The 22,711-nt window shown below is 55.4% G+C and carries 21 protein-coding genes and 1 pseudogene; 4 read left to right on the forward strand and 18 right to left on the reverse strand.

Going from position 1 to position 22,711, the window contains the following annotated elements:
- Positions 1–41: 41 nt before the first annotated feature.
- Positions 42–401 carry a hypothetical protein gene (locus FHR99_RS04995; protein WP_183409427.1) on the reverse strand — a complete coding sequence of 120 codons (360 nt, stop codon included), beginning with the start codon at positions 399–401 and terminating at the stop codon, positions 42–44.
- A 143-nt stretch (positions 402–544) separates the two neighbouring features.
- On the opposite strand from FHR99_RS04995, the gene FHR99_RS05000 reads away from it, so the two are divergent.
- Positions 545–952, forward strand: coding sequence for a CBS domain-containing protein (locus FHR99_RS05000; RefSeq protein ID WP_183409428.1), 408 nt, complete (start codon positions 545–547; stop codon positions 950–952).
- Between the two features lie 33 nt (positions 953–985).
- Here FHR99_RS05000 and FHR99_RS05005 read toward each other — a convergent pair whose 3' ends face one another.
- The 4 genes from FHR99_RS05005 to FHR99_RS05020 form a co-directional block, all read right to left on the reverse strand.
- On the reverse strand, positions 986–1,177 hold the full coding sequence (locus FHR99_RS05005) for a CPXCG motif-containing cysteine-rich protein (RefSeq protein ID WP_183409429.1): 192 nt from the start codon (positions 1,175–1,177) through the stop codon (positions 986–988).
- 31 nt (positions 1,178–1,208) lie between these two features.
- Positions 1,209–2,618, reverse strand: a complete 1,410-nt coding sequence (locus FHR99_RS05010) for a hypothetical protein (RefSeq protein WP_183409430.1) — start codon at positions 2,616–2,618, stop codon at positions 1,209–1,211.
- Positions 2,619–2,923: 305 nt separating this feature from the next.
- On the reverse strand, positions 2,924–3,823 hold the full coding sequence (locus FHR99_RS05015) for a porin (RefSeq protein ID WP_183409431.1): 900 nt from the start codon (positions 3,821–3,823) through the stop codon (positions 2,924–2,926).
- A 77-nt stretch (positions 3,824–3,900) separates the two neighbouring features.
- A complete protein-coding gene (locus FHR99_RS05020) occupies positions 3,901–5,646 on the reverse strand; it encodes an N-acyl-D-amino-acid deacylase family protein (protein ID WP_183409432.1) in 1,746 nt (581 codons plus the stop codon).
- Positions 5,647–5,769: 123 nt separating this feature from the next.
- On the opposite strand from FHR99_RS05020, the gene FHR99_RS05025 reads away from it, so the two are divergent.
- The 3 genes from FHR99_RS05025 (at position 5,770) to FHR99_RS05035 (ending at position 9,520) form a co-directional block, all read left to right on the forward strand.
- Complete coding sequence (locus FHR99_RS05025; RefSeq protein WP_183409433.1) at positions 5,770–6,651, forward strand: LysR family transcriptional regulator; 882 nt, start codon at positions 5,770–5,772, stop codon at positions 6,649–6,651.
- Between the two features lie 125 nt (positions 6,652–6,776).
- Positions 6,777–8,711, forward strand: coding sequence for an acetate--CoA ligase (gene acs, locus FHR99_RS05030; RefSeq protein ID WP_183409434.1), 1,935 nt, complete (start codon positions 6,777–6,779; stop codon positions 8,709–8,711).
- A 215-nt stretch (positions 8,712–8,926) separates the two neighbouring features.
- Positions 8,927–9,520: a TetR/AcrR family transcriptional regulator gene (locus FHR99_RS05035; protein WP_183409435.1), complete on the forward strand. Its 594-nt coding sequence runs from the start codon at positions 8,927–8,929 to the stop codon at positions 9,518–9,520.
- A gap of 17 nt (positions 9,521–9,537) precedes the next feature.
- Here the strand turns inward: FHR99_RS05035 and FHR99_RS05040 are convergent, their stop codons facing one another.
- From FHR99_RS05040 to pheA, 13 genes and pseudogenes are all read right to left on the reverse strand, one after another.
- Complete coding sequence (locus tag FHR99_RS05040) at positions 9,538–11,310, reverse strand: SLC13 family permease (protein ID WP_343067399.1); 1,773 nt, start codon at positions 11,308–11,310, stop codon at positions 9,538–9,540.
- A 20-nt stretch (positions 11,311–11,330) separates the two neighbouring features.
- Positions 11,331–12,299, reverse strand: coding sequence for a DHH family phosphoesterase (locus FHR99_RS05045; protein WP_183409436.1), 969 nt, complete (start codon positions 12,297–12,299; stop codon positions 11,331–11,333).
- A 156-nt stretch (positions 12,300–12,455) separates the two neighbouring features.
- Positions 12,456–12,731, reverse strand: a complete 276-nt coding sequence (locus FHR99_RS05050; protein ID WP_183409437.1) for a ComEA family DNA-binding protein — start codon at positions 12,729–12,731, stop codon at positions 12,456–12,458.
- An 84-nt stretch (positions 12,732–12,815) separates the two neighbouring features.
- A complete protein-coding gene (gene pyrF, locus FHR99_RS05055) occupies positions 12,816–13,511 on the reverse strand; it encodes an orotidine-5'-phosphate decarboxylase (protein ID WP_183410166.1) in 696 nt (231 codons plus the stop codon).
- A gap of 45 nt (positions 13,512–13,556) precedes the next feature.
- Positions 13,557–14,765, reverse strand: coding sequence for a lipopolysaccharide assembly protein LapB (lapB, locus tag FHR99_RS05060; RefSeq protein WP_183409438.1), 1,209 nt, complete (start codon positions 14,763–14,765; stop codon positions 13,557–13,559).
- A 12-nt stretch (positions 14,766–14,777) separates the two neighbouring features.
- Positions 14,778–15,065, reverse strand: a complete 288-nt coding sequence (locus FHR99_RS05065) for a lipopolysaccharide assembly protein LapA domain-containing protein (RefSeq protein ID WP_183409439.1) — start codon at positions 15,063–15,065, stop codon at positions 14,778–14,780.
- Between the two features lie 66 nt (positions 15,066–15,131).
- Positions 15,132–15,425: an integration host factor subunit beta gene (gene ihfB / locus FHR99_RS05070; protein WP_183409440.1), complete on the reverse strand. Its 294-nt coding sequence runs from the start codon at positions 15,423–15,425 to the stop codon at positions 15,132–15,134.
- A 126-nt stretch (positions 15,426–15,551) separates the two neighbouring features.
- Positions 15,552–17,231 carry a 30S ribosomal protein S1 gene (gene rpsA / locus FHR99_RS05075; protein WP_183409441.1) on the reverse strand — a complete coding sequence of 560 codons (1,680 nt, stop codon included), beginning with the start codon at positions 17,229–17,231 and terminating at the stop codon, positions 15,552–15,554.
- A 142-nt stretch (positions 17,232–17,373) separates the two neighbouring features.
- On the reverse strand, positions 17,374–18,081 hold the full coding sequence (gene cmk / locus FHR99_RS05080; protein WP_183409442.1) for a (d)CMP kinase: 708 nt from the start codon (positions 18,079–18,081) through the stop codon (positions 17,374–17,376).
- Positions 18,078–19,492, reverse strand: a pseudogene (gene aroA / locus FHR99_RS05085) (3-phosphoshikimate 1-carboxyvinyltransferase); the annotation flags it as partial. The pseudogene aroA and the gene cmk, both read right to left, overlap by 4 nt.
- A 60-nt stretch (positions 19,493–19,552) precedes the next feature.
- Positions 19,553–20,440, reverse strand: coding sequence for a prephenate dehydrogenase/arogenate dehydrogenase family protein (locus tag FHR99_RS05090; RefSeq protein ID WP_183409443.1), 888 nt, complete (start codon positions 20,438–20,440; stop codon positions 19,553–19,555).
- Positions 20,437–21,558: a histidinol-phosphate transaminase gene (hisC, locus tag FHR99_RS05095; RefSeq protein ID WP_183409445.1), complete on the reverse strand. Its 1,122-nt coding sequence runs from the start codon at positions 21,556–21,558 to the stop codon at positions 20,437–20,439. Before hisC ends, FHR99_RS05090 begins: the two co-directional genes overlap by 4 nt.
- A gap of 14 nt (positions 21,559–21,572) precedes the next feature.
- A complete protein-coding gene (gene pheA, locus FHR99_RS05100; protein ID WP_183409446.1) occupies positions 21,573–22,706 on the reverse strand; it encodes a prephenate dehydratase in 1,134 nt (377 codons plus the stop codon).
- Positions 22,707–22,711: the final 5 nt, after the last annotated feature.

Genomic DNA, 22,711 nt, shown 5'->3' on the forward strand with positions numbered 1-22,711 from the left:
GCGAGGTGCTTAGCGTTCAGTGTTACGTCGATATGATGGCCTTAAGGATTTAAACGAATAACGCGAACATCAACCTCTACACCATTTTCCTTCATACCTGTGGTCAACTGATCCCGAGTCTGATTCACAACAATGCGATGCATCAGCCCAGGCGATAGGTTACTGAATTTGCCACCAATCCAGGAGCGCTCGGCTACCAGTTCCAGCGGATTCAGTATCTCCAGTGCAATTACCAAGCGTTGCCGTTTGCCATTCTGGTCCGCCGGCCCCTCCAATTCGGCGGCCAGCTCTGCATCGCGCTCATCCTCATGCTGGGGGTGAGTTCGCAATTTCCAGACGAGCACAATAACTGCCAGCGTCAGCAGCAGATTTAGTGAGACCGAAACGGTGAGCCAATCCATATCTGAATTATTCCTGATTTTTATGGGCGCCATTATGCCCGATCACGAGTTTGAGGTTTGTGAAACTGCGGGATTTTTCCATAACGATTTTGCCGCAGTGGGCGTATAGTATTTCCATAGCTAACAGTGCAGGAGTTCGCTACATGACCCAGATACTGGTTAAAGACGTAATGATCGACAATCCACCCGCCGTGAAGTGCGGCGAGGCATTGGATTCTGCGGTCGACAAACTGATCAAGCACAAACTGCTTGGCCTGCCGGTAATCGACGACAAAAAGCAGGTGGTCGGGTTTCTGTCAGAGCAGGACTGCATCCATACCATGCTGATCAGCAGCTATCACTGTGAGGAATCCCGCTCGGTGGATGACATCATGAGTCATCAAGTGCTGACGGTGGGGCCGAATGAATCCATCATTGATGTGGCACAACGTATGGGCAAGGAAAAACCCAAATCCTACCCTGTGGTTGCCGAGGGGAAACTGATCGGCCTCCTTACACGCGGCAATATCCTGCAAGCCCTGTGGGAAAACCACGCGGAGTGCAGCACCTAAGCTGCCCTCCCTGGCAAATTCTCGAAAGTCAGCTCAGGCATTTTCCGCGCGGAGCTGACACTCCAGCTCGCCCCCCACTCCCGCATACAGGCTCACCACAATCGGCTGACAGCAGACAAAGCAGTCTTCAACATAACTGTCGCCCGCCTGCATGCAGTCCAACAGCAGGCTGATGGTCTCACCGCAGTAGGGGCACATGGCTGACTTTTCCTGTAGGGCCTCCATAACGCGCTCCGTTTCCGGGTTTCAAGCGAACTCAGGGTTTCAATCGAACATAGTCTTCATAGTGATGGATCGCAATGCCTCGATAGGCGGAATATTGCCCACGCAATTTCGTATTGACACTGCGCAGAACCGATTGCATGAATCGATCGCCCTCTTCGCAAAAAGTAATCTGCTGAGGCTCAATACACATGGTTTCCACACCCACAACCATGGCCTTGCCAGTGGCGTTGGCGTAGCGCAGCTCAGTGTCCGCGTCGTTGAGAATACGCGCTTCGGTATCACGGTAGTCCATCAGAGCTACGCTATCCGTCGCATCAATAATCCACTCGTGCATGGCGCGTGACTGGCCATATCGTGGCAGGGTGTATATGTCGTACCAAACCGGCATGTCGACCATCAACGGCAGTGAAACAGCCGCCAGTCGACGATCAACCTCCTCGTAGAGATTAATCAGCTGATTGGCCACGCTGTTGCGGTCGTTCTGCCACTGATGGATGAGGTGGGCCTCGATATCCAGATGAACGGCTGTGGGACGGGCCTCCGGATAACGACGGGTAAATTCGATCGCCTGATCTACCAGCGTCAGCACTTCATGGTGATTGCCATAAAGCGCCCACTCCGGTTTGCCAAACAGCAGTTCTACGGCTAAGCCGCGATCTTGTGCAAGGCGGATAAACTCTGCCAAGGCCGGCTGGTTATGCAGCACAGGTGTGCGTGCGTCGATGTACAGCGTATTCAGTTCGCGATTGGCCGCGAAGGTAAACAACTCCTGCCGTTTTCTGGGGTTCAGCACCGTATCCGCCTTCCACACCCACAATGCACGGGTTGCCGCAGCATTGGCTGGCTGTGCCGAGTGGCTTGCCGTCGCCGCAGGCGCTTCCAGTTTTACGTCCGACAGGAAAATGCGATCGGTGCCGTGATTGGCCTCAAAAAAAGGCACGCCATCCGCCGCTGCTAGTCCAACATAAACCGTTGTTACACCTGCAACATCAAAGCCCAGCGACGCACGATACCAGCCACCGCCCTGTGGGCTGAAACCGACTTCGTGCCCAGCTGCACGCGTCCCGACACTGCCAGTCGCAAGGTCGAAATAGGTACGGCGAATGTCGCCTCCCTCATGGCGCGTGGCGAGGTAGGTCCAGCGCGTGCCGGTATCTTTCAGTTGTGCCGACACAATGCGATAACCCGAGCCACGCTGAGATGGAGTCAGATCATGAATGGCGTCGTGAGCGCCGCTGCCGTAGGCGCGCACTGAATAATATACCTGCTCTGTCGGACCAGATGGACCGGCAGCAACGATTTCGACGCGATTTGATCGCATGGATTCCAGCCTTTCGGCGTAGGCCTTGGGCAAGGCACTAAGGGCAATAATCAAAAACAGAAAAAAATGGAACAGAGGGCGAACAGAGGCCGCCGAGGAAAAAGAGCTTGCGTGGTGCATGAAGTGAGTTCTCGCCTTGGTGTTGATGTGTTGCTGTTGGCGCGTTGAAGTCGTAATAACAAAAACGTACTAGCCCTTGCGGGCATTCAGAAAAACTTTCGAGAGGAAATACATTTCTTCGCTTTTAAAATTATTATTTAAACTCGCCGCCAGATTCGCGCGCATACTACGTGCGGTGGCAATCGTTAGAAAGCGAGAAAAACAGTGAAAAAACCAGCCTGTGAGCCACGTCATGGTTAACACTAAGACTTGTCTGCGACTGTTGGTAAGCCACGACAGCAGGCGTTTGCGAAAGGCAACACCTTTCAGAAAGAAAAGCGTAACCCGAGTTCGGCGTGGTGAAAGTCAGCGCCCTCTTCTTGCTCATGGCGATGCAGGTAAAGATAAGAACCGAAAGCATTGGAGTGCAAAAAGTCGATTCCAACACTGAGGAGGTATTCCTCAAACTGTTCCAGGTCTGATTTACCGTACTGCAATTTGAAGATTCTTTTATCCGAGCTGTGAGCAAGACTGAACAGGCGAGCGAGGGTATCGGGCTGATCCGGCTGCGATTCACGTTCTGCGGTGAAACCCAATGCAAACGCGCCCAGTGATCTGAACAGGGTCACTCGGTGTCGGCGGACATGATCTCCCGTGACATGCTTCTCGGAGGCCAGCGCAATTCCACCGGTTTCAGACTCAAACCAGAGTGCGCTGGAAACGCCATTGTGACGATTATCTGCATCGTGTCGAATGAGGGCGACTTCACCGCGAAAGCCTCCCCACGTGGGGCTCTGGTAGTAGAGCGAATCCGTCGCCTGAATGTCGCCATTCCATAGTTCGGAAGGGTCAGCAATCGTATCGGGAAAGCGGTCTACGGGATCGGCAAGGTGGCGAAGAGGTGTTTCGAGATTGCCTGCGCGCAGACTACCGAGCGGCGTTGCCAGTCCGACAAAGGTATCGTTCTGACCGAAATCCTTATCGCTGTCGGCATCGGCGTCGATTTCGTACTCTGCCTGTATCAGCAGATCAATCTGCTCAGTCAGGGCTTGCTCGACGGCAAAGCCCAGAAAAGAACCGCGACTATCCATAAAGACATCACTATCACCGGATCGCGCCTCGCTGTAGCGAGGGCCAATGTCCAGATAGCCGTACCACCCTGCCATCACCGATGGCGAAAACACTGCCAGAACAGCAACCAAGCCCGCTAACCAACACCCTTTCAAGACAACCTCTTATGCGCTTGTATACAGGCGTTAGCTTAGAACAGGCTTGGCGACAATGCTGCACTATTAATGCAAAATCATGCAGCTGCAGTTTGCTTGGGTTTTTCCTGAGCACCGCGAATCAGCTTGCCCGGTAAGGCGCCGGTAGGCTTGCCGTGATCCATAATCACTTCGCCGCTGACGATGGTATAGAGATACCCTTCCGCGCCCTGAAATACTCTGCGACCGCCAGCGGGCAAGTCGAAAATAATTTCCGGTGGCTGAACCTGCAGGCGCGCAAAGTCGATCACGTTGATATCGGCCTTCATACCGACTTCCAGAGTTCCGCGATCCTCCAGCCCCATGCAACGTGCGGTTTCCTGCGTGTGCATCTGTACCGCGCGCTCCAGCGTGAAGCGCTCGCCGCGCTGACGGTCCCGCACCAGATAGCTAAGCAGATAGGTGGGCACACTGGCATCTGACAGTACGCCGCAGTGGGCACCAGTGTCGGCCAGACTGATGACCGTGCTTTCATCTTGCAGCATGGCAATCTGGCGTCGCAGATCGCGCGCACCGTAGCCAAACAGCGGGCAGTAAATCATCTGCCGGCCGTCTTTTTCCATCAGTGCATCAAACGCGTAGGCTTGCGGTGATACACCTGCGGCCTTGGCTTTGTACTCGATGCTATCTTCGTAAGCAGGTTCGTAATTGGGAACGTCATCCATCACGTAGAGGTTGTCGTAGCCGTTGGTAATAGCCTCGAGGAAAAAATCGCCGCCGGTTTCCATCGGCGGCTCATCGATAATCGCCTGACGCACCGCAGGATCACGCAGTTTTTCCAAACGCTCTTCGCGCGGCAAGCCGGCCAGCTCGGCATAGGTTGCCGAGAACATGAATGGGTGAACGGTTCCGTCCCAAGCCATCAGAATATTGACCGGGCGGGCACCCACGTGAGGAATCAGGCGCGCACCCTCTTTGGCCGCCTCTCTTACATAAGCCAGTTGTTGCTCGACTCGCTCCCAATCTTTTTCTTCGCGGAAAAACAATACGAAGTTCACCTGGCAGTTGTTGTCGATGGAGAGTTTTTTCATCCACTCCATCTCCTCGCGCCAGTTATGAAAATCCGACACCAGCCCGTAGATGCCCTTTCCAATTTCGCCAATCGCCTTGCCGATACCCAGCAACTCTTTGTGATCGGCGTAGGTGCCCGGCATCACCTGACCGTGACGCGTGGTGTGAAGCTCGGTTCGAGAGGTCGTGAAGCCAATGGCACCAGCGTCGATGCCTTCACGCACTATTTCAATCATCTTGCTGACGTCTTCATCCGTCGCCGGCTCGTTGTTGGTTCCGCGATCACCCATCACGTAGGTGCGCACGGCGCAGTGCGGCACCTGCGCTCCGATATCGATCGCGCGCGGCATTTTATCCAGCGCATTCAGGTATTCCGGGAAGGTCTCCCACTGCCAGTCGATCCCTTCATGGAGGGCGGCGCCGGGAATATCTTCAACGTCTTCCATCACCTCGATCATCTGCTGACGGGACGCTTCATCAGGTTTACAGGGTGCAAAGCCCACACCGCAGTTGCCCATGATGAGGGTAGTAATGCCGTGATTGGAGGCCGGGCTGCAGTAGGCATCCCAACTCGCCTGCCCGTCCATATGGGAATGGGTATCGACCCAGCCGGGCGTGACCAGCTTGCCCTCGGCGTCAATCGTCTGGCGGGCCTCACCCTGCACCTTGCCAACAGACACAATAACGCCATCCTGAATGGCAATATCGGCGCTGCGCGCAGCGCTGCCGGTACCGTCCACTACCGTGCCATTTTTTATAATCAGATCGTACATGGGGCCTCCCGAAAGCGTTGTTCACTCCACAAGTCTAGATTGTGGGGCCGGCATCATTAAGCTAGGATGCTGCAAAACATTATTGCCTATGAAGAAACAATCAGGCGCTAATCGGGAGTGATCATGGCCCGCTGGGACGGAATCTACGAATTTGTGCAGGTGGTCGAGCACCACAGCTTTACCGAGGCTGCCAAGGCGCTGGATATGTCGACGTCTCAGGTCAGCAAGCTGATCTCGCGACTGGAAGACCGCCTCGGCACCCGCCTTTTGCTGCGTACAACCCGCAGTCTGGCCCTGACCGATGAGGGCCAGCAGTTCTACCGGCGCAGCAAGCTCGCCATCGACACCTTTGAAAAAGCCGAGGAAGATCTCGCCCTGTCGCGCAATGAGCCCCGCGGCAATCTCAAGGTAAACATCTCCGGCGTTTTTCAGGAACGCTTTCTGGTGCCGATACTGGCCAATTTCACCAAACAGTACCCCCGCCTCAACGTGCAGCTCGACTTTACCGACAAGCAGCCGGATTTGGTGAAGGAAGGTTACGATCTTTCGGTTTGCTACGGAGAACTCAAGAACTCGACGCTTGTTGCCCGAAAGCTGGCGGATAACTTCAATTATCTGGTAGCCAGCCCGGATTATCTGGCCACTTACGGCGAGCCGGAATCACTTGATGAACTCCCCCAGCACAACTGCCTGGTGGGTATCGACACGCTTTGGTATCTCAGCGACGGCAATGAAACCGTGCAGATCAACCCCGATGGCAATTGGCGCAGTGATAACGGCGCTGCCCTTCTAAGTGCAGCACGCTGTGGCCTCGGCATCGCCAGCCTGCCCTTTTTCTCCGTGATGGAAGATATTTCCCAAGGCGCCTTAAAGCAGGTCTTGCCCCAGTGGAACCAATATCCGCAGCCGGTGTGGATCATGTACCCCCAGCAGCGCCACCTGCCGATTAAAGTGCGCTTGTTTATTGATTATCTGTTAGAAGAACTGAACAAAATCGTGCTGTAAGGCGAACTTTGCCATTTAGACCAAATAAACGATTCCCCCCTTCACGAGCCATTTCATACTCGCTATGCTCAGGCCATCTGATGCGTGAAAGCCCTTAAAAAACCGATAAAGGACGAGTATTCCCCATGCAAGCCAAAACCTATCCCGTGCCGCAAGCCTTCGCCGCACAAGCCCATATCGACGCCGACCGCTATGAGCAGCTCTATCGCCAATCGGTTGAGCAGCCCGAGATTTTCTGGGCCGAGCAGGCTCGAAAATTTTTAAGCTGGCAGCAGGAATGGACAACGGTTTCACGCTTTGATCTGGCCAAGGGCGAAGCCACCTGGTTTGAGGGTGGCAAACTGAATGTGGCTTATAACTGTATTGACCGTCATCTGGCCGAGCGCGGCGATCAAGCGTCCTTCATCTGGGAAGGCGATGACCCCGGCGAAGACAAGACGATCACCTATCGCGAACTGCATGAACAGGTCTGCCGCTTGGCAAATGCCATGAAAGCCCGCGGTGTGACCAAGGGCGATCGGGTGTGCATCTATATGCCCATGATTCCAGAGGCCGCCTACGCCATGCTGGCCTGTACCCGCATAGGTGCGATTCACTCCGTCGTATTTGGTGGCTTTTCACCCGACGCTCTGAAAGACCGGATAAACGACTCCGAGTGCAAGCTGGTGATTACCGCAGATGAGGGTGTGCGCGGCGGCAAGAAGATCCCCCTGAAGGCCAATACCGATGAGGCACTGGCCAACTGCCCTTCGATCGAAACCTGCCTCGTAGTGAAACGCACGGGCGGTGCGATTGACTGGAGCGAAGGTCGCGACCTCTGGTATCACGAAGCCGTCGATGCGGCCTCAGCAGAGTGCGAGCCGAAATGGATGGACGCGGAAGACCCGCTCTTTATCCTCTATACCTCTGGCTCCACCGGCAAGCCCAAGGGCGTATTGCACTCCACGGCCGGCTACCTGCTGCAGGCGGCCATGACCCACAAATACACCTTTGATTACCACGACGGTGACGTGTACTGGTGTACTGCCGATGTAGGTTGGGTTACCGGACACAGCTATATCGTCTATGGCCCACTGGCTAATGGCGCCATCTCTTTGATGTTCGAAGGCATCCCGACTTACCCGGATGCATCGCGCCACTGGCAGGTGATCGACAAACACCAGGTGAACATCTACTACACCGCCCCCACCGCCATTCGCTCACTGATGGGCGCCGGGGATGACTTCGTCACCAATACCAGCCGCAAAAGCCTGAAATTGCTGGGCACCGTCGGCGAGCCGATTAATCCCGAAGCCTGGGAGTGGTATCACCGGGTCGTCGGTGAAGAACGCTGTCCGATCGTGGATACCTGGTGGCAGACCGAAACCGGTGGCCAAATGCTGACGCCCCTGCCCGGCGCTATAGCCACCAAACCCGGTTCTGCAACCAAGCCCTTTTTCGGTGTACAGCCGGCCCTGCTCGATCAGGAAGGCAACGAAATCGAAGGCGCCGGTGAAGGCTATCTGGCCATTAAAGCCAGCTGGCCCAGCCAGATTCGCACCGTGTACGGTGATCATCAGCGGCTGATCGACACTTACTTCAGTCAGTACCCGGGCTATTACTTTACCGGTGACGGCGCCCGTCGCGATGAAGATGGCTATTACTGGATTACCGGTCGGGTGGACGACGTCCTGAATGTCTCCGGCCATCGCATGGGCACCGCGGAGGTAGAGAGCGCGCTGGTATTGCACAAAGACGTCGCCGAAGCCGCCGTGGTGGGCTATCCCCACGATGTAAAAGGCCAGGGCATTTACTGCTATGTGACCCTAATTGCTGGCCATGAACCCAGCGATGAACTCAAGAAAGAGCTGATTCAGCTCTGCGTGAAGGAAATTGGCCCCATCGCCAAACCGGACCTGATTCAATGGGCGCCGGGGTTGCCGAAAACCCGCTCGGGCAAGATCATGCGCCGCATTCTGCGCAAAGTCGCCGCCAATGAGCTGGAAAACCTTGGGGACACCTCTACGCTCGCCGACCCTTCTGTGGTGGACGAGCTGATAGCTAATCGCCTCAATCGCTGATCGATCATGCCGGGCCCGGCGCTGCCGGCCCGGCACAGGTTATAACCCCATAACCCTTTTTAGCGAAGTTTTTGGGGTTCTAGCGAGGCCGAAGTCGAGCATCGTAAACCGCGGCAAAGTTTTTGCGTTATAAAAGTGCATATCCGGGCTTGCCGCCTTACCGAGTTAATAAATTTCACTTATAATCCCCTCAGACTCTCATCAAGAGGCAGGCCATGGCTGGCGAAACACGCTGGGGAAAGCGCAGTCGTCACGACGACCCAGATCAGGCGAGAAATCATATTCTCTCGGCTACCTATAAAGTCGTAACGCGCAAGGGTGTCGACAAGACCACCATTTCAGAGATTGCCAAACAGGCGAAAGTCTCTCGCCCGACTATTTACCGTTACTTCGATAGTCGCGACGATATTATCCAGAACCTGATGAATAAGCGTCAGGGGGATTTTTTCGAGGGAATGTACGAGGCCACCCTACCCTACCGCAATGATTTCCCCCGTCTGGTCGAAGAAATGCTGTGCTTTGCACTCAATTTCAATGCCCAGAACCCCACCTCAGATCTTGTTTCCGGGCCCAACATTGGCCGCATGTCCGCCTATTTTTCCGGTAACCAGACGGATGACCACTTCAGCATGATGCTGGATGAACCCTATCGAAAATACCGTGAAAAAACCAGTAATGTCGTGGACCTCGAAAGCCTGAAGGGGTTTATCGGCGCCATGATCATCACTATTCGCATTGCTCCCTACAAAAACCACGAGACCTTGCGCAATCAGCTACAGGCAATCATGGCGCTTGGGCGCACGGGATAAGCGATTATCTTTGGGGCTTAGAAAGGCCAAATCAGGGGCACAACGGCGACCGTAACGGCCCCCACTGCTAACGTCAGCGGCACTCCCATTTTGATAAAGTCCTGAAACTGATAGTTGCCTGGGCCGTAGACCATCAGGTTAGTCTGGTAGCCGATGGGAGTCATAAAACAGGTTGAAGCGCCAATCATCAGGGTTACCGCCAGCGGCTCAGGTGCAATACCCAGCCCCTGACTCGCCGCGATGGCTACCGGAAAGAGAATAACCGCCGCAGCCATATTCGAAATCACCGCAGAAAACGCCGCTGTGAGCGCAAACAACGCAGCCAGCAAGGCGACCGGTGAGCCGGCGGACAAACCTATAATCATTTCCGCTATGGATCGAGCAGCGCCGCTTTTTTCCATGGCGGCACCGAGTGCTATCGAGGCGGCGATGACCAGCACGATCTCCCAGTCAATACTGCGCCGGGCATCGCGCACCCGCACACAACGGGTCAGAATCAACAAACCGGCCGCAAGTACCACCGCCTTGAACATCGTCATCAAGCCGGTACCCACTACGGCGACCATGCCGAGCAGAATAAAGGCTGCTGTGCCGCGCTGCTCGTGACGCACTGGTCGCGAGTTTTCAATCTGACTGACAAGCAAAAAATCGCGGGAGTAACGCTGATTTTCAACAAAGTCTTCATGGGTTTCGAGCAGCAGCGTGTCGCCCGGACGCAGGGCAACATCACCGATTTTCACTTTCAGATGCTGACCGTCGCGGGAAATTGCAATAATCGCTGCACCGTAGTGATTGCGAAAGCCCATATCTCTTACTGTTTTCCCGAGGTGAGGAAAATTCGGAGAGATTACGACCTCAACCAGGCTTCGCGCTGACTGACGGGCATCGAGTTTGAATACCTGATCGTCGGCAACGCGCAAGCCGTGAATATTTTTCAGGTCGACCACTGAGCGCACATCACCGGCAAATATCAGCCGGTCATTGGCCTGCAGCACTTCGCGCGGTGATACTGCCGTAAGAACCCGTCCGTCGCGATCAATTTCCACCAGGAACATACCGGGTAATTGCCGCAGCCCCGCCGCTTCAATGCTTTTTCCACACAGCGGGCTGCCTGCATCGACTAACATTTCCACAACGTATTGCCGCGCATCCTCAAAACGCTGTACTTGCCCACCACGATCGGGCAACAACCAGCGGCTGGTCGCCACGGTCAGCAAAATCACAACCAGAACGCAGGGAACACCAACCCAGGCGAGATCAAACAGCGCAAGACCCTCAACACCCGGCTGGGTTTTGAGCATATCGTTTACGACCAGATTGGTGCTGGTGCCAACGATCGTACAGGTTCCACCAATAATGGCGGCATAGCTGAGAGGTATCATCAGCTGGGAATTGGAGAAGCCATTGCGCCGCGCCCAATCTCTCACCGCCGGCACCATCATGGCCACCACCGGCGTGTTGTTGAGTACAGAGCTGAAGGCCGCCACCGGCAACATCAAGCGCAGCTGCGCGGCAGCTGTGGATTTCGGGCGGCCGAGCAGGTTATAGGAAATCCAATTGACCACGCCGGTATCCGACAAGGCTTGCGCCACAACAAACAGCACCGCCACTGTTGCCAAACCTTCACTGGCTGCGCCCGCCAGCGCTTCTTCCGGCGTCAGAATGCCGAGAAAAACCAACACCGCCGCTCCGCCGAGCAAAATCATATCGACCGGCCAGCGGGTAAAGCTCAGCATGGCGAAGCAGGTGGCGATAACCAGCAGCGTGGTAATGGCGTCAGGAGTCAGCAAAGTCTAGTTCCAGTTATCGTTCAGTTTCGATGAGTAAAAAAATCCGTAAACTGCCCGATAAACTGGCTGAGCTGATCCGCGGGCAAATCATTCACACCGGCTGCCGCCGCTCGGCCGCCCCCGGTGGGGAACTGTCGACATAATTCATCTGCACCAGTTTTATTGTTCAAAGGTGCACGCACGCTGATCAGGTAGTTCCCGTTATCCTTGATGGTCAGCACCGCATGGGCTCGGTCAGGGCTGCTATTGGCCAGATCATTGCTATAGACGCCGCTCACTCGTCGGGCCCAAGCCTCATTCGGCAGCACAAAAACAGCCGCAGCGTCGGTGGCTGACTGCGGGCCAATATTCGCGGCCGATGACATATCCGCGTGATACCCCTGCTCCAGTTTTTCAAAGGCTTCGCGATTATCCTCAATAAAGGCAAAAGGCGAAGCGTAATTGGCCACCTGTCGATACAGCTCGGCTGGATGGAAATGCAGATCTTCCAGATTGGAGCCATAGCCGTTGTAGTTAATGTAAATCCCGAGATTTTCTAACTGATCCAGCTGACTCTGCGTGAGGTTCAGAGGTTTTGCGGCGGCAATGGCGCTTTTTTTCAGGTTGTCGCCAAAGGCGCCGGTAACCGCCCATTCCGCGTACTGGCCTTGCAGGTGACCATTGATCAACAGACTGGTGCACACATCCGACGCGGTATTGATGAGCGAGGTCAGATTTTTGTGCTCAGGAATATCGCCGGCAAAATGGTGGTCAGAGTAGAACACCTCAGCGCCCTGCTCTAAAACCTTGAGCAAGGCCTCTTTATTCTTGTCCATCGACACGTCCAACACGGTAATCTGGTCGCCGGCGGTGGCTTCAACTTGCGATAGCAAAGCGATATCGCGCTTCACGCCGGTAACCAGTGTGCTCTCACACGGGTTGGCATTGCGCATTTGAACCAGAGAGCAGATACCATCTGCATCGCCATTAAAAACATCCCAGACCGCCATTATTATTCCTGCCGATAATCAAAAGTCGGCACAGAATAGCATAGCGCCTGTGACCGCCCAAAACCCGAATGGGTGAGACAAAAATGCCGCTCAGAAAGAACGGAAAAAGCCGCCCGGAGGCGACTTTTTCTGGTGCTTGTTACGGAGCGTAGCGAACTACTGAAGCACGATCCGTTCGCGATTTTTTTCAATCACACGCGCACCAACCCCTTTGACTTCTGCCAACTGCTCAATAGACGTGAAGTTTCCGTGAGTGCTCCGCCATTTCACAATTTCCTGAGCCCTGACTTCGCCAATACCGCTGAGTACTTCAGCCAGCGTAGCGGCGTCTGCAGTGTTGATATTGACAGTGGCGGGTATATCAGCAAAGGCAAAGCTGCTGATCAGGATAAAAGAGAGAAACAGGCGTTTCAGCCAGATAGAAGGGTTCATAACACACTCCTTTGTGTTGTTTTAGTTATTGCTGAACGTATCGCTACGTCGCAGCGCGCCGCTGCGAACAACGGCACTGACAGTCTAGCTCTGCTGAAGCTCTGCCGCAATCTGTTTGAGGGCTTCCAAAGGCGAATCTGCGCGGGTAATCGGCCGGCCAATAACCAGGTAGTCACTGCCCTTACTGACGGCTTCCGCCGGTGTCGCCACCCGTCGCTGATCGCCCTGCTCGCTGTTGGCTGGTCGGATGCCGGGCGTTACCAGCCAGAAGTCCTTCGCGACTCGCTCGCGCAGCATACTGGTTTCGCGCGCAGAACAGACAACACCATCCATACCACTGCGTTCGGCCAGCAGTGCCAGCTCGCAAACCTGCTCATCCAACGCGCGATTCACACCGATCTGATCCAGCTCGGACTGCTCCATACTGGTCAGTACGGTAACCGCCGTCAGTAAGGGAGCTGCGCTACCCATCGGGTCCAGCGCCTTGCGCGCCGCGTCCATCATGCGCGGGCCGCCACTGGCATGGACGTTCACCATCCACACGCCTAACTCCGCAGCCGCAGCAACCGCAGCGGCGACCGTATTGGGAATATCGTGAAATTTGAGATCCAGAAAGACCTCAAAACCGGAATTGACCAGCGCCTTCACCAACACGGGACCTTCGCGGGTAAACAATTCCTTCCCGACCTTCACTCGACATAGCTTAGGGTCGAGTTGCTCTGCCAGGCTTAAGGCCTGAGCTGAATCGGGAAAATCCAGGGCGACGATAATGGGGGACATGTCAGACAAGCGGAACTCCGAAACTCTGGGACTTATTCAATGTAATCAGTCGCCTTCGGCCCCGCGAATGGGGGCGATACAACCCCAGTGTTTGCAGGTTGGGCAGTGCCAGTGCAGCTGGTGACCGGAAAAACCGCAGTGATCACACTGGTAGCTAGGCTTATCCTGCAACAGCTCCGTAAGCATTCGCTGCAGAACAGTCAGGTTTTCACGGTTGCTGTCGCTGGCTTTGGGCGCCTGATAATTAATCACCTGCAGCAGACCTTTCAGGGTCGGACGTCGTTTCAACTGCTGAGCCAGAAACAACTCTGCCTGATCACCGGGCTGCAAGGTATCGAGCAATTCTACCAGTTTCAGCAGCACAGCACTGCTCGGATATTCCTCGTAGCAGGCTTTCAGATAATCAACAAACTCCGCCTCTTCGCCCCGTTTTCGGTAGGCCTGATGCATCAGCTCCAAAACTTCGCCGATATACAAGCGATTCTGGGTAAAGACCCGCTTCAGGGCTTTGATCGCTGCCTGAGGATGGCCGCAATCCAGTTCGATCTCGCCAAGTAGCATGGAGGCACGCACGCACTGGCGATCGTAATGCATGGCCAATTTCAGATCAGTACGCGCGGAATGCAGATCCTTGGCGGCGTAAGCCAACTCTGCTTTTTCACAGTAAAAATGTGCCAGGCAGCGATGGGTATCATCCTCGGCGGGAGCACCGGCGCGCAGCCAGCCCTTTTTCGGCATCAGCTCTTTGGCAACATCGATGGCGTTATCCCACTCGCGCTCGTCCTGATAGATCGCCAGCAAGTGACGCAGTGCACTTCGACGCCACGCCGGAGACTGCTGCACAAGATCTTTCAGCATGCGCTCGGCGCGATCCAGCAGCCCGGCGCGAATATAGTCCTGGGCGAGCTCCATATGCACCTGATGCAGCTGATCGCCACCGAGATTCGGCCGTGCCAGGAGATTCTGATGAATACGAATCGCGCGATCCACCTCACCCTTGCGGCGCAGCAGACTGCCTACGGCAAGGTGGGTTTCGAGGGTGTCGCGATTGACTTCGAGGGAGCTGACAAAGCTGTCGATAGCGACATCAGGCTGCTCGTGCAGAAGGAAGTTGAGCCCCTGATAATAATGGGCGGCCGCCGCGGATGTCGCATCCTCGTCTCTGGCGGGTGACTTTGGACGCTGCCGACGACCCAGAAACCAGCCAATGGCGATCGCCACGACAAGCAGCAGCACCTGTCCGAATTCAGGCATAAGTGGGAAGAATTAACCGGTTTTGAGCTGGGTAAGCTCTTTTTCGGTCTTGGCGAGTTTGCGGCATACCCCCTGATATTGGGTCTGGAGCTTCAGCAACTTCAGACCGCAGACTACCAGCCCGGCGACGCCGCCAACGATAAACGACAGCACCAGCCAGACTGAAACCCGCAACTCGGGCAACTGCATAAACAGGAGATCCAGCGGCACTTTGGCGTCATTCTCGATAGCAAAAACAGAGCCAAATACCACCAGCGCCAGCAGGAACAGAACAAAGAGGATTTTTTTAAGCAGCCCCATCACATACACCCAAAAAAAACGGCATGGCCAAATGACCATACCGCTTATGTAGAGAGTTCACCAGCATCAGTTCTTCTGGAGGCCCATATTCACACGTTCCCGCATTTCCTTGCCAGGCTTGAAATGCGGCACATGCTTACCCGGCAATTGAACCGTTTCACCGGTTTTCGGGTTGCGCCCCTGACGCGGCGCCCGGTAATGCAGCGAGAAACTGCCAAAACCACGAATCTCGATACGCTCACCAGTGGCCAGAGTTTCCGACATATGCTCCAGCATTGTCTTCACCGCCAGTTCGATGTCCTTATGTGAAAGCTGGGTCTGCATCCCGGCAATCAGGTCAATCAATTCTGATTTGGTCATAGCGATCTTCCATTAAGTCGCTACAAGATTAGTAGTAACTGCCCGATTTCTCAAGGTTTTTAGTGTAAACAGGTCCCAGAAACGAAAAAGGGCGCCGAAGCGCCCTTTTGTCTGGAACGAAGGATATCAGTCCTTGTTGTCCATCTGTGCCTTGATCAGGTCACCGATAGTGCCGGGGCTAGCTGATTCAGTACTCTGCTCGCGCAGGTTCTTCACAGCCTCTTTCTCGTCGGCAATGTCCTTCGCTTTGATAGACAGGTTGATGATGCGGTTCTTACGGTCAACATTGATAATCTTGACCTCAACCTCATCGCCTTCTTTCAGCGCGTTACGGGCATCTTCAACACGGTCACGGCTTATTTCGGAGGCTTTCAGTACACCTTCGATCTCTTCGGCCAGCGTGATCACAGCAGCTTTGGCATCCACTTCTTTCACAGTGCCTTTAACAATGCTGCCCTTGTCGTTCAGGTTGACGTAGTTGGAGAACGGATCGTCTTCCAGCTGCTTCACACCCAGAGAGATACGCTCGCGCTCGGGATCGATAGACAGGATAACGGTCTCGATCTCGTCACCTTTTTTGAAGTTGCGTACCGCTTCTTCGCCAGTCTCGTGCCAGGAGATGTCTGACAGGTGAACCAGACCGTCGATGTTGCCTTCCAGACCAATGAAGATACCGAAGTCAGTGATGGACTTGATCGCACCGCTGATCTTGTCGCCTTTGCTGTAAGTGGCAGCAAACGCATCCCAGGGGTTCTGTTGACACTGCTTGATACCCAGAGAGATACGACGACGCTCTTCGTCGATATCGAGAACCATCACCTGAACTTCATCGCCTACCTGTACAACCTTGGAGGGGTGAATGTTCTTGTTGGTCCAATCCATCTCGGATACGTGTACCAGACCTTCAACACCTTCTTCGATTTCAGCAAAGCAGCCGTAGTCGGTGAGGTTGGTAACACGGGCGTTGGTCTTGGTGCCTTCCGGGTAACGGGAAGTGATTTCAACCCAAGGATCTTCACCCAGTTGCTTCAGACCCAGAGAAACGCGGTTGCGCTCGCGGTCGAACTTCAGGATGCGAACTTCGATTTCATCGCCAACATTGATGATTTCGCTGGGGTGCTTGATACGCTTCCAGGCCATGTCTGTGATGTGCAGCAGGCCGTCGATACCGCCCAGATCTACGAATGCACCGTAGTCGGTCAGGTTCTTGACGATACCCTTCACAACCAGACCTTCTTGCAGAGAGGCCAGCAGCGCTTCGCGCTCTTCGCTGTTTACGCTCTCCATAACCGCGCGGCGAGAAACCACCACGTTGTTACGTTTCTGGTCCAGCTTGATAACTTTGAACTCCAGCTCTTTACCTTCCAGGTGAGCCGTGTCGCGAACGGGGCGAACGTCTACCAGTGAACCGGGCAGGAAGGCGCGGATAGAGTTGATGTCGACGGTGAAACCGCCTTTAACCTTACCGTTGATAACACCGGTAACGGATTCTTCATGAGCGAAGGCAGATTCCAGATCTTTCCAGGCCTCAGCACGCTTGGCTTTTTCGCGGGACAGACGGGTTTCACCGAAACCGTCTTCAACGCTTTCCAGGGCAACCTGTACTTCGTCGCCGATTTCCAGGGAGAACTCACCGGAATCGCTCAGGAACTGCGAGCGGGGGATCACGCCTTCAGACTTCAGGCCGGCGTGTACAGTGACCCAGTCACTGTCGATATCGATAACAACACCGGTAACGATTGAACCGGGCTGCATGTCGATGGTTTTTAAACTTTCTTCAAAAAGTTCTGCAAAGCTTTCGCTCATGTGTTGTATACCTATGGGGCAGACAATCTGCCGTTTCTTCGCCGCACATCCAGCTTATGCGGGTCAATGGGTTCGGCTAAAGAAAGGTGCCAGCTGGAATCACACAATCTTCAACCCTAAGTGGCGGCTTTCAGGCCGACCACTAAACTAAACCGCGTTCGCGCACTACGGCGAGAACACGGTCGAAAACGTCATCTATGCCAAGGCCGCTGCTATCAATGATTACAGCGTCGTCGGCAGGCTTCAGGGGGGCCACTTTGCGCTCCGAATCTCGCTTGTCCCGGGCGCGGATGTCCTCCAAAAGGGCGGCAAGGCTAACACTTTCACCTTTATTAATCAACTGGTTATAGCGCCGATCCGCGCGCTCTTCGGCGCTGGCGGTGAGGAAGATTTTCAGATCGGCATCGGTGAAGACCACCGTACCCATATCCCGCCCGTCAGCCACCAGTCCTGGCGCCTGAGCAAAAGCCCGCTGACGGCCCAATAAGGCCTTTCGAACTTCAGGTAAAACAGCCACTTGCGAGGCCAGCTCGCCAGTGGACTCGCTGCGCACCACGTCACTGACATCTTCGCCTTCTAATATGACAGCCGTGGGTTCGCCTTCAGCACCCGGCTCAAAACGCACATCCAGATCCCTGGCCAACTCCGTCAGCGGCGCTTCCTGATCCAGCGCAATGCCGTGCTTGACGCCGGCCAACCCCACCAGCCGGTACAGCGCGCCACTATCCAGCAGCGACCAGCCCAGATGCTGGGCCAGTTTCTGACAGAGGGTTCCCTTGCCGGAACCACTCGGCCCGTCGACAGCAATCACCGGGCTTTTAGACGGATCTCCTTTTGAAGGGGCACTCATTTTGCGACCTCGACGCGCATACCCACCTGCTCCGCCAGCTCGATAAAGTTGGGGAAGGAGGTCGCCACGTTATCAGCGCCGCGGATATGGATGGGGGCGTTGGCCCGGAGTGAGGCCACCGAAAAAGACATAGCAATACGGTGATCGTGGTGGCATTCAATCTCGCCGCCGCCAATCTGGCCGCCTTCGATCTCAATACCATCTTCGGTAGGCTCGGCTCTAATACCCAGCGCCTGCAGGCCATCGGCCATCACCTGAATCCGGTCGCTTTCTTTAACCCGCAGCTCTTCGGCACCGCGCAGAATGGTTTTACCTTCGGCGCAGGCTGCGGCCACAAACAACACAGGGAATTCGTCGATGGCCAGCGGGACCTGATCTTCAGGAATTTCGATACCGTTTAACTGGGCCGAACGCACACGGATATCCGCGACCGGCTCACCGCCGACTTCACGCTTGTTTTCGATAGTGAGATCGCCCCCCATGGCCTTGAGAATGTTGATCACGCCAATACGGGTGGGGTTGATGCCCACGTGCTGCAATACCAGTTCAGAGTCTGGCGCGATGCTGGCGGCGACCATAAAGAAGGCAGCGGAGGAAATATCTGCTGGCACATCGATATGCATACCCTGCAAACGCTGACCGCCCACCAGACTGGCGGTATTGCCCTTGCGAATCACCGGATATCCAAAACCGCGCAGCATCCGCTCGGTGTGATCGCGCGTCGGCGCCGGCTCAGAGACCGAGGTTTCACCGGTGGAATACAGACCTGCCAGCAAGACACAGGATTTTACCTGAGCACTGGCCATGGGCATATCGTAGTGAATCGCCTTGAGCGCATTGCTGCCGGTAATTTTCAGGGGCGGACGGCCACCTTCAGCAGTTTCCACGGTCACACCCATTTCACGCAGGGGCTTTGCCACACGCTCCATCGGGCGCTTGTTCAAAGACACATCACCGCTCATGGTGACCGAGAACTTCTGGCCTGCCATCAGTCCAGACAGCAGGCGGATCGTGGTGCCGCTGTTGCCCACATAGAGTTCGCCCTTCGGTGCTTTCAGACCTTCGCGACCCACGCCGTGAATCTTGACCCGGCCATTTTCAGGCCCTTCGATATTCACACCCATGGCTTTGAACGCATTCAGGGTCGCCAGTGCGTCTTCGCCTTCCAGAAAGCCATCCACCGTGGTGGTGCCATCGGCAATGGCGCCCAGCATGATGGAGCGGTGAGAAATTGATTTGTCGCCGGGTACGCGAATACTGCCATTTACAGCACCGCCCGGATTGGCCATAAAATCCAAGGTAACTCTCCGAAAATTGTGGGCCCTCGCCTGCTAGCGGGGGATAGGTTCAATGACTAAACCGTCTGATATCTTTCGTCATTGCGAGCGTAGCGAAGCAATCTCCCCACGTGTGGCACATGTAGCTGGAGATTGCTTCGTCGTTTCTCTCCTCGCAATGACGGGGATAGAAGTTACTGCCCCTTACCCTTCACCTGATATTGCGTCAGAAACTGCTCATCGCGCGCCTTCTTGGCCCGCTCAAAGGTGGCCAGAATAGCGCCGCTGTCGTCAGATTCAATAGCCTTGCGCAGTTCCGCCAGATGCTCGGTGAAGGTATCCATGGATTCCAGCACCGCATTGCGGTTGGCGCGCACAATGTCATGCCACATCACCGGGTCGCTGGAAGCAATGCGGGTAAAGTCCCGAAAACCACCGGCCGCAAAGCGAAATATCGCCTGCGCCGAACCGCTCTGGGCCAGCGCATCTACCAATCCATAGGCCAGCACGTGAGGCAAATGACTGGTCGCCGCCAGCACCACATCGTGCTCGGCCACATCCATATCCACGACTTCAGCGCCAGTGGCTTCCCACATGGTGCGCACTTTCTCACAGGCCTTGGCGTCGGTATTGGGCAGCGGAGTCAGAATCACCCGATGACCCACGTATAAATCGTCTTTAGCCGCTTCCACCCCACTCTGCTCGGAACCGGCAATGGGATGGCCCGGCACAAACTGGGGCGGCACTTCACCGAAAATGCGCTCGGCAGCCGCGACCAGACTACCTTTAACGCTGGCAACATCCGTCACAATCAAATCGGGGCGCATATGGGGCTTAAGGGATTCAAGGACTTTTTCTGCGGCCAATGTCGGTGCGGCGATCACGACCATATCAGCATCCTTGACCGCTTCGCCCAGATCCAGCGTCCAGCGATCAATCACCCCCAATTCCTGACCGCGAATCAGGGAGGCCTCACGGCGACCGGTTCCAACGACCTCGCCGACCGCGCCCTGCTTTTTCAGGGCCCGCGCCAGCGAACCTCCGATCAGGCCAAGGCCGACAATTACCAGACGATCAATCACAACGCTTCCAAGACTTGCGGGAGAACCTCAAGAAAACGGGCATTCTCCGATTCAAGCCCTACGGACACGCGCAGGAAGTTGGGCATGTCATAAACACCCACCGGTCGCACGATGACGCCCTTGTGCAGCAGGCCCTGATAGACCTTGCCAGCATCAACCGGCTCGCCGTTTTTACTGGTCCGGAAAGAGATAAAATTGCCGACCGAAGGAATCCACTCAATGCCAAGCTGGTCGAAACCCTCGCCCAGTTGCTTGAGGCCCGCTGCGTTTACTTCGCGGCTTTTTTGCAAGTAATCCGCATCGTCCAGCACGGCCACCGCCGCTGCCAGCGCCTGAGTGCTCACATTAAACGGCGCGCGCACACGATTCAGCAGATCACAGATTTCCGGTGACGAGATCGCATAGCCAACTCGCAAACCCGCCAAGCCATAAGCCTTGGAAAAGGTGCGGGTCACAATCACATTTGGGTAACCGGCCAGATAGTCGAGGCCGTTCGGGTATTCAGGCTCGTCGACATACTCGACGTAGGCCTCGTCCAAGACCACCACCACGTTCTCAGGCACTTTGGCGAGAAAGGCCTCGAGTTCGGCCTTTTTGATCCAGGTGCCGGTGGGGTTATTGGGGTTGGCGATAAACACCACGCGGGTATCGTCTTCGATGGCTGCGGCCATCACATCCAGATCATGCCCCCAGTCTTTTGCCGGCGTGACAATGGCGCGGGCGCCACAGGCCTGAACCGCAATGGGGTAAACCACAAAGGCATGTTGGGAAAAGACCGCACTTCTACCCGGCTGGAGAAATGCACGGGCGATCAGGTCGAGCACATCGTTGGAGCCATTGCCCAGCGTAATCTGCTTGGGAGATACCTTGAGGCGATCAGACAGCTTGTTTTTCAGCTCGAAACCGCTGCTGTCCGGATACAGATACATACCCTCTGCCGCCTGGCGACAAGCCTCGACGGCCATCTCACTGGCGCCCAGCGGGTTTTCGTTACTGGCGAGTTTGACCACATTTTTCAGACCCAGCTCGCGCTCCAGCTCTTCAATCGGCTTGCCGGGCTGGTAGGGCTGCAGCGCCTGGACGCCGGCGTTAGCCAGCGCAATAAAATCACACGACATCGTTCAACTACCCATTACAGTGCCGCGCGCGGATAGGAGCCCAGCACTTTCAACAAAATGGAATGTTCTTCAATTTCTTTCAGAATGGTGCTGACCACGGCATCTTCCGCGTGGCCTTCAAATTCAATAAAGAAGACGTAAGCCCAGGTTTCCGTGCGCGACGGCCGGGTATCAATGCGGGTCAGCATCACCCCATTACGGTGGAAGGGCTCCAGCAGACCAAACAGCGCGCCGGGTTTGTTGCGGGTAGACACCACAATCGAGGTTTTGTCATTGCCGCTGGGGGGCACACTTTCCCGACCGATAATCAGAAAGCGCGTAGTATTGTCGGCGCGATCTTCAATATTGGAGGCCAGCTTGGACAGGGAATACTGCTGCGCTGCCATATCACCGGCCACCGCCACAATACCCGGCTCCGCGGCGGCCATGCGCGCCGCTTCGGCATTACTGCTAACCGCAATGCGCTCAACTTTGGGGAAGTTCTGATCCAGCCAATTGCGACTCTGGGCCAGCGCCTGCTGGTGAGCACAAATGCTTTTGATATTGTCGCTGGAGGTGCCCTCGCCCACTAAAAGATGCAGGCGAATACGCAGCTCCACTTCACCACAGATTTTCAGCGGTGAATTGATAAAGTTATCCAAGGTATGGGCGACCATACCCTCGGTGGAATTTTCCACCGGCACAACCCCATAGTTGCACTGTTCGGACTCCACCGCCGAGAACACCGCCTCGATGGTAGGCTGGGTAACACCGATCACTGCATGTCCGAAATGCTTCAGCGCAGCGGCCTGGGTAAAGGTACCTTCCGGGCCGAGATAGGCCACTTCCATCGGCTTTTCCAGCGCCAGACAGGCCGACATGATTTCGCGGAAGATATAGGCCACCGCATCATCCGCCAGTGGCCCCTGATTGGCCTCGCGAATGCGGGCCAAGACCTGCGCTTCACGCTCCGGGCGGTAAAACAAAAGCTGTTGGGTGCTGCTCTTATCCGCATCCGATTCGAACTGCTGCGCCTGCTCGAAGGCCTGGGTTTTCACCCGCGCCACTTCCTGAGCACAACTGGCACGCTTGTTCAGCAGCTCGTGAATCTGGGAATCGATACTGTCGATCTGCTGGCGCAGTTTATTCAGTTCGGACTGTTCATCCATAAACC

The organism is Litorivivens lipolytica, from assembly GCF_014191715.1.
Lineage (GTDB): Bacteria > Pseudomonadota > Gammaproteobacteria > Pseudomonadales > Spongiibacteraceae > Litorivivens > Litorivivens lipolytica.

Bases quoted from the DNA above. Each gene is read 5' to 3' on its own strand.
- FHR99_RS04995 (WP_183409427.1), bottom strand. From the start codon at position 401: ATGGATTGGCTCACCGTTTCGGTCTCACTAAATCTGCTGCTGACGCTG.
- FHR99_RS05025 (WP_183409433.1), top strand. From the start codon at position 5,770: ATGGCCCGCTGGGACGGAATCTACGAATTTGTGCAGGTGGTCGAGCAC.
- FHR99_RS05065 (WP_183409439.1), bottom strand. From the start codon at position 15,065: ATGGGGCTGCTTAAAAAAATCCTCTTTGTTCTGTTCCTGCTGGCGCTG.
- acs (WP_183409434.1), top strand. From the start codon at position 6,777: ATGCAAGCCAAAACCTATCCCGTGCCGCAAGCCTTCGCCGCACAAGCC.
- FHR99_RS05010 (WP_183409430.1), bottom strand. From the start codon at position 2,618: ATGCACCACGCAAGCTCTTTTTCCTCGGCGGCCTCTGTTCGCCCTCTG.
- rpsA (WP_183409441.1), bottom strand. From the start codon at position 17,231: ATGAGCGAAAGCTTTGCAGAACTTTTTGAAGAAAGTTTAAAAACCATC.
- ihfB (WP_183409440.1), bottom strand. From the start codon at position 15,425: ATGACCAAATCAGAATTGATTGACCTGATTGCCGGGATGCAGACCCAG.
- FHR99_RS05050 (WP_183409437.1), bottom strand. From the start codon at position 12,731: ATGAACCCTTCTATCTGGCTGAAACGCCTGTTTCTCTCTTTTATCCTG.
- hisC (WP_183409445.1), bottom strand. From the start codon at position 21,558: ATGTCGTGTGATTTTATTGCGCTGGCTAACGCCGGCGTCCAGGCGCTG.
- pheA (WP_183409446.1), bottom strand. From the start codon at position 22,706: ATGGATGAACAGTCCGAACTGAATAAACTGCGCCAGCAGATCGACAGT.
- pyrF (WP_183410166.1), bottom strand. From the start codon at position 13,511: ATGTCCCCCATTATCGTCGCCCTGGATTTTCCCGATTCAGCTCAGGCC.
- cmk (WP_183409442.1), bottom strand. From the start codon at position 18,081: ATGAGTGCCCCTTCAAAAGGAGATCCGTCTAAAAGCCCGGTGATTGCT.
- FHR99_RS05020 (WP_183409432.1), bottom strand. From the start codon at position 5,646: ATGTACGATCTGATTATAAAAAATGGCACGGTAGTGGACGGTACCGGC.
- FHR99_RS05035 (WP_183409435.1), top strand. From the start codon at position 8,927: ATGGCTGGCGAAACACGCTGGGGAAAGCGCAGTCGTCACGACGACCCA.
- FHR99_RS05000 (WP_183409428.1), top strand. From the start codon at position 545: ATGACCCAGATACTGGTTAAAGACGTAATGATCGACAATCCACCCGCC.
- FHR99_RS05045 (WP_183409436.1), bottom strand. From the start codon at position 12,299: ATGGCGGTCTGGGATGTTTTTAATGGCGATGCAGATGGTATCTGCTCT.
- lapB (WP_183409438.1), bottom strand. From the start codon at position 14,765: ATGCCTGAATTCGGACAGGTGCTGCTGCTTGTCGTGGCGATCGCCATT.
- FHR99_RS05005 (WP_183409429.1), bottom strand. From the start codon at position 1,177: ATGGAGGCCCTACAGGAAAAGTCAGCCATGTGCCCCTACTGCGGTGAG.